This window comes from Streptococcus equi subsp. zooepidemicus (genome assembly GCF_015689395.1).
Lineage (GTDB): Bacteria > Bacillota > Bacilli > Lactobacillales > Streptococcaceae > Streptococcus > Streptococcus equi.
The window spans coordinates 561,827-576,755 of record NZ_CP065054.1; the positions used below are offsets into that span (position 1 = coordinate 561,827).

Sequence of the window (14,929 nt, forward strand, 5' to 3'; positions counted from 1 at the left end):
AATCTTAACCTATATTGTAACAAAAAAATAAGGCCAAGGCGACTGTGGAAGCTTGGTTCTGTTATAGGTATGAGGACAGGTAATGTCTAAAAATGGTGTGACATTTTTGAAGTCTAGCGGCTGAGTTTAGCCTTATCTGTTGATGAGACAGGTTCTGAGAGGCTTCATTTCAGTGAGTTGAATGATTAAAAAATGACATAAACTGAGAGCTTCTAGTCTTATTGCTTTTGCGATTAAAAAATGGTTAAATAGCTTAGACATTATTGATTAAAACATAAATGAATCATTTGTTTAAAATAACCTTTTTTAATAAATCTAGGAGGACATCAAGTGGAGAAAAAAGAACGCTTCTCACTGAGGAAATATAAATCAGGAATGGTTTCTGTGTTGATTGGAATCCTTTTTCTGACAGGAATAGGATCAGTTGCGGCTGAGGAGCAGGGAGTTAGCTCAGCTCACGTGTCAGCAGGACAACATCAAGAATCAAGGGAGGTGCTATCTGTCTCTCAGGCTAGTGAGGGAGCTGCTGTTAATGCTCAGGACATCGACAGCCAGTCAAGTAAAGCAGAGGAAAAGACAGAGGAAGCAACGGAGCCTGGATTAGTTCCTTCCGAAATGGAAGCGCTAACGCAAACTAATCAGTCAGTCAAGCAGCAAGAAGAATCGCGCGAGCTACCTCCAGTAAATATGGATACTCACCGCTGGATAAAAACAGAAGGAGCTTGGAATAGAGGCTATAAGGGTCAAGGTAAGGTTATTGCTGTTATTGATACTGGTATTGACGCTAGTCACCATGCCATGCGCATTACAAACCCAGCAGCTGCTAAGTTTACATCAAAGGCAGATATTGACCAGCGCAAAAAAGCAGCAGGCATTCAGTACGGTGTCTGGCTAAGCGATAAGGTAGTCTTTGCCCACAACTATGTGGAAAACAATGATAAGGTAAAGGAGATAAAGGACGATCCGTTTGAGGGCCTTGGCGATTTGGATTTTGATGTGATTGTGCAGCAGATTGATATTAGGAGGAACCGTCCGCAGTCAATAGAGGCACCTCAGGAAACGGTTATCAAGCTTGATGACACATCAGGAGGAACTATCATTGACTGGCAAGATACAGATGATGACAGCAAATATGAATCGCATGGCATGCATGTGACAGGCATTGCAGCTGGAAATGGCCTAAAGGCTGCCGCAGCAGGAGAACGCTTTTTAGGCATTGCTCCGGAGGCTCAGGTCATGTTTATGCGGGTTTTTACCCATGATTTGATGGGAACTGGAGATCCCTTGTTTATCAAAGCCATTGAAGATGCTGTGGCACTGGGTGCTGATGTGATTAATTTAAGTCTGGGCTCGGCCAATGGGTCTCAATTGAATGGGAATCGTGCCCTGATGGCAGCTATCGAAAAGGCAAGGCAGGCTGGTGTCTCTGTGGTCGTTGCTGCAGGTAATGAGCGTGCCTTTGGGTCAGATCATGCAGACCCGTTGGTGACAAATCCTGATTATGGCTTAGTGGGGGCTCCATCAGCAGGTCGGACTCCTACCTCAGTTGCGTCTATTAATAACAAAGTGATTATAGAGCGTCTGATGACGGTGGAGGGCTTGAAAGATAGAGCTGACTTAAATCATGGAAAGGCTATCTATTTGGAATCTGTTGATTTCAAGGACATTAAGACTAGTCTTGGCTTTGATGTGCCATACTCATTTGTTTATGTCAAAGCTTTGACAAAAGAAGGCTACCAAGAACGCGAAGTGAGTGGCAAGATTGTCTTGGTGCAGCGTGATCCTAATCGGAAATACGACGATATTATAGCAGAGGCCAAGCAGTATGGTGCAGTCGGGGTCTTGATCTTTAACAATGAGCCAGGCAAGGCTAACCGAACCATGCGTCTGAGTTCAAAGGGAATGGTGCTGCCATCTGCCTTTATCTCTTATGAATTTGGCATGGCAATGGCTGCTTTAAATGGCGATGGAACAGGCACTCTGACCTTTGATGCTGAGGTCTCTAAGGCCATTAGCCAAAAGGGAAATGAGATGAACTATTTCTCTAACTGGGGCTTGACCTCAGATGGCTATTTGAAGCCTGACATCACTGCTCCAGGTGGAGATATTTACTCGACCTTCAACGATGATCACTATGGTAGCCAGTCAGGAACTAGTATGGCAACCCCACACATTGCAGGGGCAAGCCTTTTGGTCAAGCAATATCTAGAAGCGCTTCAACCACAGCTTGCCAAGGATAAGCTAGCAGATCTGGTCAAAAATATACTGATGAGTAATGCTCAAGTTCACGTCAACCCTAAGACCAATACCACCACGTCACCACGCCAGCAGGGAGCAGGGCTCTTGAATATAGAGGCCGCGGTAACCAGTGGTCTGTACCTGACAGGTAAAGACAACTATGGCAGTATTTCTCTTGGAAATGTGACTGATCAAATAAGCTTTGAGGTGACAATTCATAACTTGTCTAATCAGGCTAAGTCGCTGCGCTACCAGACAGAATTGTTGACTGATCAGGTGGATACTAAGGAAGGACGTTTTGCCTTACGTTCAAGATCTCTGAAAACCTATCAGGGAGAACAGGTTGACGTACCTGCTCAAGGACACAAGACCATTACCATTACCCTAGATGCCTCAAGCTTTACAGAGGAACTCTCTAAGCAAATGCCAAATGGCTATTACCTTGAGGGCTTTGTTCGCTTTGTGGATAGTAAGGACGAGCATAAGGATAACATCAACATTCCATTTGTTGGCTTTAAGGGAGCCTTTGAAAACCTACCTGTTGTTGAAGCCTCTATTTATGAGCTAAAGGCTCAAGGAAAAACTGGCTTTTATTTTGACAGCTCAGGGCTAAGGGACGAGATTTATGTTGGCAATCATTTTACCGGGCTGGTGACTGTTGGTACAGATACCAATGTCTCTATGACTACTATTGCTGACAATGGCTTGCACACACTAGGAACCTTTCGCAATAAAGACGGTAAATTTGTGTTGGAGCGAAATGCAGCTGGCTATCCTGTGTTGGCTATCTCTCCAAATGGCGACAACAATCAAGACTTTGCTGCCTTCAAGGGGGTGTTCTTACGTAAATACCAAGGCCTGCACGCCAGTGTCTATAAGGCAACAGATACAGACCGTAAGGAGTTGCTCTGGACGAGCCCATCAGCCCTTCAGGGGGATAAAAACTTTAACAGTGATATTCGCTTTGCCAAGTCAACAACGCTGTTAGAAACAGGCTTTAGTGGTAAATCGCTGACCGGAGCTGACCTACCAGATGGCAAATACCATTATGTGGTTTCTTATTATCCAGATGTGGTAGGAGCGAAACGTCAAGAAATGGTCTTTGAGGTGATTGTGGACCGTCAAAAGCCGGAACTAGGAACAGCAAGCTATAACCCTGTGACCCATCGCTTCAGACCGTCCCAGTGGCTTGATCGCGGTCAGGCCGGTATTCTTCGAGATAGTGTTTTTTACTTGGAAACAAAGGATGACAAGCCTTATACGATTACCATTAATGATGGCTTAAAGTATGTGACCGTATCAGACAATAAGCAGTTTGTTGAGCGCTTAGCAGATGGCTCTTTTGTCCTGCCAGTTGATCAGGTGGCGCTTGGTGATTTTTATTACATGGTCGAGGATTTTGCAGGCAATGTTGCCATTGCTAAGCTGGGAAATCACTTGCCAGAAAAAATCAGTCAGGCTGAGTTGGCATTGCCCCTAACTGATATTAATGCTCAGCATCAGCTGGGCTACAGTGATAACCTCAATATGACTGCTGCAGATACAGGACTGGTGACAAATGAAGCAGAGCTTCTCATTATTAGCCGCAATAGACCACAGAGTCGTTTGGCTAATTTAGGTCAAACCGCTGTCATCTCGCCGAATGATGATGGAAACAAGGATTTTGTGGCATTCAAGGGCTTGCCACATCAAGTGTATCAAGATCTAAAGGTAACGGTCTTTGCCCAGGAGGATACAGCTATGACAAGCCCAATCTGGTCTAGCCAACCAGGTGCAAGCGTGGCTAATGTTGACAGCACCGCTTGGTATGGCACAAGAGCCTCAGGAGCTAGGGTGATGGCAGGACATTATCGCTATGTTGTTTCTTATCTAGACGCTAATGGTATGCCTCAAGCAGAGACCTATGGGGTGACAGTCAGCCATCAAAAGCCAGTCATTACGCCAGCCAGCTTCCAAGCTGATGGTGCTACTGAGGTCTTTCGTCCGGGACCAAGCAAGGGACAAAGTCCAATAGGTATTGTTAGAGAAGAGGTCTTCTACCTTGTCAAGAAAGATGGACGCAAGTTTGATCTAACTGTCGAAGATCAGCTGATCAGATTCAAGGATAATAAGGTGATGATTGCTCAAAATGCAGACGGCACCTACACCATTCCTAAGGTTGAAGGCGTTGCAGAAGCAGATTATTATTATCTAGTGGAAGACGAGGCAGGTCAGATTGCTTATATGAGCTTAGCTGCTTTGCGAGCTGTAGGACCAGACAAGGGAGTAGTGTCCGTTGCCTTGGCACTTGATGTGCTTGAGAACAAAAAAGAGCCAGCCTTTACTTATCTTATTCGTGATGAGCAGGGCAAGCCAATCGAGCAGCTGGATTATTTCAATAGCTCAGCTAATAGCTTGATATTGCCATTTGGACGCTACACCGTTGAGCTCTTGGCTTATGACAATCATCTGTTTGAGCTAAGGTCTGACAACTTGGTTAGCTTTAGTCTAGATGCGGATACAAGGCTTGCTTCAGTTGCCTTTGAGATGACAAGGCCTATTGTGGCTTCTGTTTGGCTCTTGTTTAACCAAGTCTTGCCAGAAGGCAGCAGGGTCAGCCTGAAAGCAGCAAATGGTCAGTTGATTTCTCTAGCTCCGTCTCTCTATGTTCCAAGTGCCTATGGTAAAACACTGCGACAAGGAAGCTATGAGGTCCTCGTTGAGCTACCGGAGGGCTATCAGCTAATCGGTCAAGGAGGTCTAGAGGTATCACATAATGGCGTGATTGAGCTTACCTTTGAGGTTATCAAAGCTAAGCAGCCTCAGCTAGAACATCAGGCTGGAGGCTTGACTCATTATACCGGCTCATCAATCACTAGCTCTGCCCTAACAGCACAAGCAGTTAAAAAAGCCCAAGTCCTACCATCAACGGGTGAGCAAGCAGCGGTCAATCTAGTCCTGCTAGGCTTGCTCAGTCTTGGAGCAGCAGGCTCTTGCCAGCGTCAAAAGAAGTACTAAGCAAGCTCTATGAGCGTAGCCTGTCAGCTGTATTGATCACTCTAGCTGAGGTGCTCTAAGAGCTGATAAAAATGTCTGGCTGAGATGTCATATTTTGAGGGGAAATGTGGTACAATAGCGGTGAGAAGATATTGAATACCCCTGATAGCCTTAGGGTGTGACGAGGAGATTAGTATGACAAAAAAAGTTGCTTCTTTGGTGCTGATTGGCTTAGACAGCTTGATCCTGGCTGGCTTTTACTGGATTTATTTGCCGCCAATGAACGTGATGAGCTTAGAATTTTGGTTTTTCGTGATTCTTGCGCTTATCTTGGCGATGGTGAGTCTTTTTATCCTGTCCTTGTTTGGGTTGAAAAAAACAGTGACCAGCTTTTTCACGCAAAAGTCTGGCCGCAAGGACGTGACCTCAGGTCTTTCACTCAAGCAATTAACCGGTGGCATAAAGTGGCTTGGTCTTGCCCTTGCTGTTATCATTGCTGGCTTGTCCTTGCTGCTAGCTGTTAACACTAGAATGTTTCGTGCTAAGTCCTATGCTCATGTGATTAAGGTAAAGGACGCTGATTTTAACAAGGATTTTCCGGATACGGATCTGTCAGCCTTGGCGCTTTTGGACCGAGATTCGGCTGAGAAGATTGGAGATACCTATCTTGGGACCATTGATAAGGTATCACAGTTTGGTATTTCTGATGAATACCGTCAGATTACGATCGGCAAGCTCCCTTATCGTGTCTCTCCCTTAGAGTACAAATCCTTCTGGAAATGGCTAACCAATCGTAAGGACGGTATTGGCTATTATGTCAAGGTCAATCAGACAACTGGTAAGGCAGAGCTAGTCAAGTTAAAGCAGCCTATGAAGTATTCTCATTCTGAATTTATGTTTAGAGATACAATGAGGCATTTGCGCTTCCAATACCCGATGACCATTTTTTCAGACCCGTCATTTGAAGTTGATGACGACGGTAACCCTTACTATGTCGCAACAACCTACGCTCCGAAATTTGGCCTGTCCTCTCAGGAGCCGACAGGTGTTATCCTGCTAGATGCGGTTAGCGGCAAGTCTAAATACTATGAGCTAAAGGACGTTCCAAAATGGGTTGATCGTGTCTATTCTGCTGATAATGTCTTAGAAAGGGTTAATGACTATTACACCTATCAAAAGGGCTATTGGAACACTGTCTTTAGCCAGACAGATGTCAAGCAAACAACAGACAGTTATAACTACATTACCATCGGCTCAGACATTTATCTCTATACAGGAATCACCTCAGCAACAGCTGATTCGTCAAACCTAGGCTTTATTTTGGTTAACATGCGTACAAGAGAGATCACTAACTATAAGCTGCCTTCTGCAACAGAGGCCTCTGCCATGAAATCAGCCGAGGGTGAGGTTCAGGAGAAAAAATACACTGCAACTGCACCAACCCTAGTCAAGTTAAATGACAAGGCTTATTACCTTATCTCATTGAAGGACGGGGCTGGTCTGATAAAATCCTATGCCTTGGTTGATGCAGAGGATTATCAGCAGGTAACAGTGAATAATGACATTCAGACCCTAATCTCACAATTCACAGATAAGGACACAAGCTCGCTGTCAGTGTCAGACACCAATGATCAGAAGGTCAAGATGATTACTGGGCAGGTGGAGCAATTGGCCAGCCAGATTATCTCAGGAACAACGGTTTATTACATTTCCTCCAAGGGTCAGATTTATAAAATCAAGGCAAGCAGTGAAACTAGTGACCGTCTGCCTTTCCTAAAGGTCGGAGACCAGTTTAAGGCTCAGCTGGCTGATGACAACTACCTCAATCACATGACCATTGAGAGCTCGTCAGCAGACCAAGCTATAACAGAGTAATATTGTTTAGCTTTAGCTTGGCTGGCAGCCACTGCTTTATGCAGTTGTAAGAGTAGCTGGTACTATCAGAGTAGCCGCAGGAAAGCTCAGTCACCTGTGGCTCAGGGACTAACGAGGAGCAGCTGCTATTGGAGATCAGTTGTAGAAAGTACCAAACCAAAGCTCGCTCCTTTCTTGAAGAAAACCATGTCATTGCAATGTGGCATGGTTTTTGTTTGCCTTTTAAAATGGCTAAACAGCTGATTGTAGGATAGTTTTGATTAAAAATTCTAATAATTAAAAATGATAATTATCATATGATTAATGTTTTGTGATATTATATTGTCATCAAAGAGTGCTTGAAACGCCTTACCTATAGGTTTTTCAGAAAAATTAAACCAAGTCGGATGTGACATATAACTGTAAAATAACAGAAATGTACAAGAAACAGTTTAATCTTGACTAAACAGAAAATACCTTTTATAATAAAAGTATAATTATCTGTCATTGATAATTAGGAGACATTATGTCCATTATATTTAAAGGGGAATAAAAATGGCAAAAAAAGAAATGAAGTACTATCTTCGTAAGTCGGCTTTCGGACTAGCTTCAGTATCTGCAGCCTTGTTAGTTGGTACAGCTTCTGTATCGGCTGCGACGACAAGGGCTACTACTGCTGCACTAAAAAAAGATGCAGAAGCTAAACTGAGTGCTTTATCGGCTCAATATCCTGGAATGGTAGATCTGGAAGCTCTTAAAAAGGAAATGAAAGATAAAGTTCAGCCTGAAGAATTTTCAGCTTTACTTGCTTCTGCTACAGCAAAGGCAGAAGCTCAAGCAGAAGCAGAGAGACAAAGACGTGCCGAAGAAGAAGCAGCCAGACGTTGGGAAGAAGCAGCTAACGAAGCTCTTCGTAAAGAAAAGAGTACAGTTATCTACATTTTCGGTAACAAGCAAGGCATTACCTTACCACAGGAGCTTCTTGATGCTGCTAAAATGCCAGACTCTGTAGTGGTTAAGAAGGGCGAAAAGGTTCCATTACCAACCTATGGTAATGTCAGAACTGCAACTGGTGAATGGAGATTTACTGGCTGGTCACGCTACACAAATGATGGCGAAACTAAGCTTACAGAAGGCTACACTGCACCAGGTGATGGCGATATTACCTTAATTGGTGATTGGGAATTTGTTCCGTTTAATGCTAACGTTCTTGTGTCATATGTGGATACAGAGGGTAATGTTTTAGGGGAAACTGTTGCGGTATCACAAGGCTTGCCGGGTGAAGCGTACGATACTACCTCACTTCGTCTTGATAAGATTGAAAAAGATGGTAAGGTCTACAAGTTCAAGAAGCTTCAAGAGGGCTCACCTAGTGAAACTGGTACAACTCTAGAAGGCGATCTTCGTGTGGTTTATGTGTACGAAGAGGTTAAACCTGAGCCTAAGCCAGAACCAAAACCTGAGCCTAAGCCAGAACCAAAACCTGAGCCTAAGCCAGAGCCAAAACCTGAGCCTAAGCCAGAGCCAAAACCTGAGCCTAAGCCAGAACCAAAACCTGAGCCTAAGCCAGAGCCAAAACCTGAGCCTAAGCCAGAACCAAAACCTGAGCCTAAGCCAGAGCCAAAACCTGAGCCTAAGCCAGAGCCAAAACCTCAACCTAAACCAGCTCCAAAACCTGAAGCTAAGAAGGAAGAGAAGAAACCAGCACCTAAGCAAGAAGCTAAGAAGCTTCCATCAACAGGTGAAGCAACACATCCATTCTTCACAGCGGCAGCTCTTGCAGTTATGGCAAGTGCAGGTGTGGTTGTTGTGTCAACAAAACGCAAGGAAGACTAATGTTGTGCTCCAATGAAAGGCTGTCCTTAGCGTTATAGCTTGTGTAAGCTACAAGTTGTTGAAGAGGCCGACTAAGAAGTCATCAGAAATGGTGGCTTTTTAGTTTTTTTATCAGGTTTACCTGCTTGTCCTCATAGAGGGTGAGTACTTTTTGGCTAATGGTTAGTCTTATGGTGTTAGTTGATCCTGCAAAGCATCTTGATAAAAGAGACTGCCTATGCTATACTAAAGCTGTATTTGGGGGACTTACCGAGTCTAGCTGCAGAACTTGCTTTGGTGACTATCTGTGATCAAGGGCAATTGAGCTTAGCTTATCCTCCTAATAATCACATCAAATACTGTTTGTCAGTATTTTTCTTTTGGAATCACATTAAGGAAGGCAAGTATGTCAAAGAGGAAACGAAAAACGTATCAGGTATATGAGGGCTTAAGGTGCGCCATGATGCTTTGCTTTATCAGTGGTTATGTCAATGCCTTTACCTACATGACGCAAGGCAGGCGCTTTGCAGGGGTTCAGACAGGTAATCTCTTATCCTTTGCGATTCGTCTTTCTGAGCGCCAGTTTGACCAAGCTATGCAATTTTTACTGCCTATCATTGTTTTTATGATTGGACAGGCCTTTACCTACTTTATGCATCGCTGGGCCAATAAGCATGGTTTGCATTGGTATCTTTTGTCTAGCTTTATCTTGACCCTGATTGCTCTTGTGACAGCAATCCTAACCCCCTTATTGTCGTCATTTTTTACAGTTTCAGCTCTAGCTTTTTTTGCGTCAATTCAGGTGGATACCTTTAAAACCTTGCGTGGTGCAAGCTATGCAAATGTGATGATGACTGGCAATATTAAAAATGCTGCCTACCTATTGACAAAGGGACTATATGAGAACAACAAAGAGCTAGTCCATATTGGTCGCAATACCTTGATTATTATCCTCTCCTTTGCCCTTGGAGTGGTCTGTTCTACTCTCTTATCACTATCCTATGGTGAGTATGCCTTATCTCCCATGCTGATTCCATTGTGCTACGTGAACTACCTCTTAGCACAGGAATTTTATCATCATCAGGTATCATTGAAAAATGATTGAAGCTCACTAATTGATATCCTCCTCTTATAGTTTTTGGTGACTGTTTGTTTTTTACTATTGACTATCAAGGGGAGGCAGCGGTTAATAGGGTAAGTGATCATTTTTTATGCTAAAATTGTGGTATAATGTCAGTTGATAGCTGACAGGACTCAGCTTGGGAATGGGTATTGCCCTGATCCCTGAATTAGAAAGGTTTCATTAGCCTTGAAAGGACGTAAGATGACTAAGAAAAAACCATTTTATATTACAACTCCTATTTACTACCCGTCAGGTAAGCTTCATATTGGCTCCGCCTATACTACGATTGCCTGTGATGTTCTTGCTCGCTATAAGCGTATGATGGGTTATGATGTTTTTTATTTGACTGGTCTTGATGAGCATGGTCAAAAGATTCAGGATAAGGCACAAGAAGCCGGCTTATCCCCTCAAGCTTATGTTGATGGCATGGCTGAGGAAGTCAAGGCACTATGGAAGCTCCTTGATATCTCTTATGATAAGTTTATCCGCACCACTGACGACTATCATGAGGAGGTGGTTGCTGCTGTATTTGAGAGGTTGCTGGCGCAGGATGATATTTATTTAGGGACCTATTCAGGCTGGTATTCTGTTTCAGATGAGGAATTTTTTACAGAAAGTCAGTTAGCTGAGGTTTATCGCGATGAAGCTGGCAAGGTCATTGGTGGTGTGGCACCATCAGGGCATGAGGTCGAATGGGTCTCTGAAGAATCTTATTTTTTACGCCTGAGCAAGTATGCGGATAGATTGGTTGCCTTCTTTAAGGCTCAGCCTGATTTTATTCAGCCGGACGGTCGCATGAATGAAATGCTTAAAAACTTCATTGAGCCAGGTCTGGAGGATCTAGCGGTGAGTCGAACAACCTTTACCTGGGGAGTTCCTGTACCATCAGATCCTAAACACGTTGTTTATGTCTGGATCGATGCTCTCTTAAACTATGCAACAGCACTAGGCTACGGTCAGAAGGATCATGCTAACTTCGATAAGTTCTGGAGTGGTAGGGTTTTCCATATGGTTGGTAAGGATATTTTGCGTTTCCACAGCATTTATTGGCCAATTTTGTTGATGATGCTTGATTTACCAATGCCAGAGCGTTTGATTGCTCATGGCTGGTTTGTCATGAAGGATGGTAAAATGTCTAAATCAAAGGGAAATGTGATTTACCCTGAAATGCTGGTTGAGCGTTTTGGTCTTGATCCTCTGCGTTATTACCTCATGCGTTCCTTGCCGGTTGGCTCTGATGGCACCTTTACCCCAGAGGATTATGTTGGTCGGATTAATTATGAGCTGGCTAATGACCTTGGTAACCTTTTGAACCGCACAGTTGCCATGATTAATAAATACTTTGACGGCAGGGTTCCTGCTTATGTCAAAAACGTTACAGCCTTTGATGCGGATCTGGAGCAGGTTGTGGCTGATCATATTTCCGAATACCACAAGCAAATGGAGGCTGTTGATTACCCACGTGCCTTAGAGGCCGTATGGACGATTATTTCACGCACGAACAAATACATTGACGAGACAGCTCCTTGGGTGCTTGCCAAAGCAGCTGATAGTAAGGAGCAGCTAGCCAGTGTGATGGCACATTTAGCTGCAAGTCTGCGCGTGGTGGCTCATTTGATTCAGCCATTTATGATGACAACCTCAGCTGCTATGATGGAGCAGCTAGGTCTCGGTGCCAAATATCATCTGGAAGAGCTTGATTTAGCAGATCTTCCGACAGGTGTGACGGTTGTTGCCAAAGGAGAGCCGATCTTTCCTCGTCTTGATATGGAAGCAGAGATTAACTATATCAAAGAGCAAATGAAAATGAGTACAGCTAAGCCGCAAGAAGCAGACTGGGATCCTGAAAAGGTAGCCCTTAAGTCTGAAAAGGATACGATTACTTTTGAGGCCTTCGATGCTATAGAGCTTCGTGTAGCAGAGGTAAAAGAGGTATCACGAGTTGAAGGCTCTGAAAAACTGCTGCGCTTTAGATTAGATGCTGGTGATGGCGAAGACCGTCAAATCCTGTCAGGTATTGCAGCCTATTACCCAAATGAACAAGAGCTCGTCGGCAAGAAGGTGCAAATTGTTGCCAACCTCAAGCCGCGAAAAATGATGAAAAAATATATCAGTCAGGGCATGCTTTTGTCAGCAGAGCATGATGGCAAGCTGACAGTGCTGACGGTTGACCCGAGTGTGCCAAATGGTGCGATTATTGGCTGATTGGGCTTTTAGATGACAATATCCCGTATGGGTCTTGCTAATAGATTGATTAGCAGGAGCATACGGGATTTTTGGTGTCTTAAAAACGAAATAAACAACAATGCTTTAGACAGAAGTGCTCTTTCAAAAATGGTATATAATGATTAAAAAGAAAGAAATGGATATGTGAATCAAGTGACGTTTTTGACTGATATCTCTTTAAACTGCTACTGCGCCACAGCCTTGTATGACGATGCTAGTGTTAACGTGTGAACGAACAATGAATCAGATTGGCTAGTTTATTTTGAAAGATGCTCAACAAAGCTATTAGAGTTATTTGAGGTGTCGCCTTGATTTTATTTACTTTATTACCTTCTGAGAGGAAGATGCTAAGGGAGATGGCATCTAAGTCTCAAATCCGTATGTCGGATTCATTATTTGTGGCTTCCAATTTCACCCAGAAGACCTATGAAGAGAGTAGTGAAAGTAGGTAATTACTATATCATTTCATTATTTTTTAAAAATAAAAAATTTTGTTATAATTTAGAATATATGAAAGTATAGGAGAATTTATTTTAGTGGGAGATATTAAGATTGAGATTGGCAAAAGGATTCGTACAGCACGCTTAGATAAAGGATTCACTCAGATAGATATTTGTGATGATGAATCTGAATTGACAATACGACAGTTGGCGCGTATTGAGAATGGACAAGCTATGATTACATTACCTAAGATAATCTTTCTGTCAGAGAAGCTTGGTATTCCAGTTCAGGACTTAATTGATGAAAAAATAGAGATTCCTAAACGCTATTTGGAATTGAAAAATAAACTCATAAAATCTCATACTTATGGCGATAAAGAGAGAATTCGTCACCATGAGTCAATGTTCAATGAAATTTATGAAGAGTTTTATGATAATTTACCAGAAGAGGAACAGCTATTAGTAGAGGTTTTACAAGTTAGATTAGATGTTTTTTCGAGTAGAAATTCTGAGTTTGGAATCAGTTTACTTGAGGAATATTTTCATCAGATTCTAAAAAAGAAGTATCATAGCTATAATGACCTTTTGATTATTGACTTATATCTCTTTTGTTGTGCGGTTGGTTTGGAGGATAAAACTTATTTTGATGATTTATCACAAAAAGTTCTGTCGTACATTGACTATAGTGATTTTGAGCGCATATATGTATTAGAAAAAATATTGCTTTCTATACTGATACAAGTCGAACCAGAGAAGTATCTTTTGTATACGAAAGTCTTTAGAGAAATTATGGAAACAACGAATAATTTTCAGCATAAGCCGGCTATCTATGCTTTTGAAGCAAAGTATTATTTACAAGTGCGGAAAGATGTTGAAAAGACGATAGAGTTATACGATAAGTCGATTATGTTCGCAAGAATGCTTAATGATTCAGTATTAGTAAGTAATCTAGAAAAAGAAAAACTAGAGGACTTAGGCAACCTGACTTAGAAGTCATGTTGCTTTTTTTATGTTTTGAATATAATAAGATTATAAAAAACGAGACAAATTAAAAAGAAAGGAGCAAAGGTATGATTCTAGCAATTATACTTACAGCTTTGATTTGGATTGCAGGATGATACAATCATCTATTTGTTATCAAATCAAAAAAATTTTTATCGAGCATAAAGAGATTACCATAAAAAATAACTCTGACTTTGATAGGTTATGTAGGGTTGCTATCAATCATGAACTGTTCAAGATTATATATTTAACTCTTAGAGCAGAAGAGGTAATCAAATATACAGGTGGAGTAATCCGACATATAGAAGTTTCACGTATAGAAATTGAAGAAGGAGAATAGATGGAACAATTTAAAAATTTAAGTCAATCTGAATTACAAAACACCAATGGAGGAGGTGCTTGGTCTCCAATTGTGACAGTACCGGTACCAGTTGTTTTACCTATGAAGGTAGTTAAATGGGTAGCTGGTTTCTTTGAATAGCATATTAAACTAAAAATAAAAGGAGGAAGCTATAAAAGATATTCGAGTCTCAAATAGATAATAGAGATACTGTAACACACAGATAAAATTTAAATATAAGGAGAAAAATAATATGACTAGATTTGAAACACTAGACAACATGAATTTTGTATCATTATCTGAAGCAGAAATGATGGAAATGACTGGAGGTGGCTTTGATATTGCAGCTCCTATCAAAGCTATTTTTAACGCTGGTAAAGAATTTGGCCGTGCATTGGCAAAGTGGATTTAAAGGGTAGAAAATTATGGAGCAACTAAAAAATTTAACGTTATATCATTTAATTATTTTAATTGTAGTTATCTTGTTACTATGGTATTTTGCTCCAAGTATTATAAATGCCATTTTTGAAATAGGTAAAGAATTTGGACATGCATTAGCAAAATGGTTTTAACATAATAAAAGGGAGAAAAAGTATGGAAAATTTTGTAAATTTATCAGAACAAGAGTTGAAGGAAATGACTGGAGGTGCGGTATTGGAGACTGCTGCAGTTATTTATGTCACAAAATGGGTAGCGGGTGGTGCGATTGCCCTTTTTGGAGCAGGAGCTTTTGTTGGATACACTGAAGGGAAGAAAAAATAATTTCTAAGTACGAAACAATTGCAACTATCGTGTTTAGAGTCTATAAACGTACTATATTTCAAAAGTTAGGAGCAAAATCTAATGCTCAAATAAGAAGAGCTTGGGACAAGCCACCCCAAGCTCTTCTTATTTGAGCTGAAACTAATTTTGTCT

Annotated in this window: 10 protein-coding genes; all 10 read left to right on the forward strand. The window is 41.9% G+C overall.

The window, feature by feature from the left end; all coding sequences use genetic code 11:
- Positions 1–330: 330 nt before the first annotated feature.
- The 10 genes from I2432_RS02775 to I2432_RS02820 all read left to right on the forward strand — a co-directional run bounded on the left by I2432_RS02775 (position 331) and on the right by I2432_RS02820 (position 14,776).
- Positions 331–5,235, forward strand: coding sequence for a S8 family serine peptidase (locus I2432_RS02775; protein ID WP_206156379.1), 4,905 nt, complete (start codon positions 331–333; stop codon positions 5,233–5,235).
- 174 nt (positions 5,236–5,409) lie between these two features.
- On the forward strand, positions 5,410–7,089 hold the full coding sequence (locus I2432_RS02780; protein ID WP_043030542.1) for a hypothetical protein: 1,680 nt from the start codon (positions 5,410–5,412) through the stop codon (positions 7,087–7,089).
- A 534-nt stretch (positions 7,090–7,623) separates the two neighbouring features.
- Positions 7,624–8,904, forward strand: coding sequence for an SHIRT domain-containing protein (locus tag I2432_RS02785; protein ID WP_043036553.1), 1,281 nt, complete (start codon positions 7,624–7,626; stop codon positions 8,902–8,904).
- 385 nt (positions 8,905–9,289) lie between these two features.
- Positions 9,290–9,988, forward strand: a complete 699-nt coding sequence (locus I2432_RS02790) for a YoaK family protein (RefSeq protein ID WP_206156377.1) — start codon at positions 9,290–9,292, stop codon at positions 9,986–9,988.
- A gap of 219 nt (positions 9,989–10,207) precedes the next feature.
- On the forward strand, positions 10,208–12,211 hold the full coding sequence (gene metG, locus I2432_RS02795; protein ID WP_043030544.1) for a methionine--tRNA ligase: 2,004 nt from the start codon (positions 10,208–10,210) through the stop codon (positions 12,209–12,211).
- A gap of 557 nt (positions 12,212–12,768) precedes the next feature.
- Positions 12,769–13,662 carry a helix-turn-helix domain-containing protein gene (locus I2432_RS02800; RefSeq protein ID WP_024273139.1) on the forward strand — a complete coding sequence of 298 codons (894 nt, stop codon included), beginning with the start codon at positions 12,769–12,771 and terminating at the stop codon, positions 13,660–13,662.
- Positions 13,663–14,014: 352 nt separating this feature from the next.
- Entirely contained in the window at positions 14,015–14,155 is a 141-nt protein-coding gene (locus tag I2432_RS02805; protein WP_012515166.1) for a hypothetical protein, read from the forward strand.
- Between the two features lie 112 nt (positions 14,156–14,267).
- The gene (locus tag I2432_RS02810; protein ID WP_021320463.1) at positions 14,268–14,426 is read left to right on the forward strand and encodes a hypothetical protein; all 159 of its coding nucleotides are present in this window, start codon (positions 14,268–14,270) and stop codon (positions 14,424–14,426) included.
- A gap of 13 nt (positions 14,427–14,439) precedes the next feature.
- Entirely contained in the window at positions 14,440–14,586 is a 147-nt protein-coding gene (locus I2432_RS02815; RefSeq protein WP_021320464.1) for a hypothetical protein, read from the forward strand.
- A 22-nt stretch (positions 14,587–14,608) separates the two neighbouring features.
- Positions 14,609–14,776: a class IIb bacteriocin, lactobin A/cerein 7B family gene (locus I2432_RS02820; protein ID WP_012515168.1), complete on the forward strand. Its 168-nt coding sequence runs from the start codon at positions 14,609–14,611 to the stop codon at positions 14,774–14,776.
- Positions 14,777–14,929 lie beyond the last annotated feature (153 nt).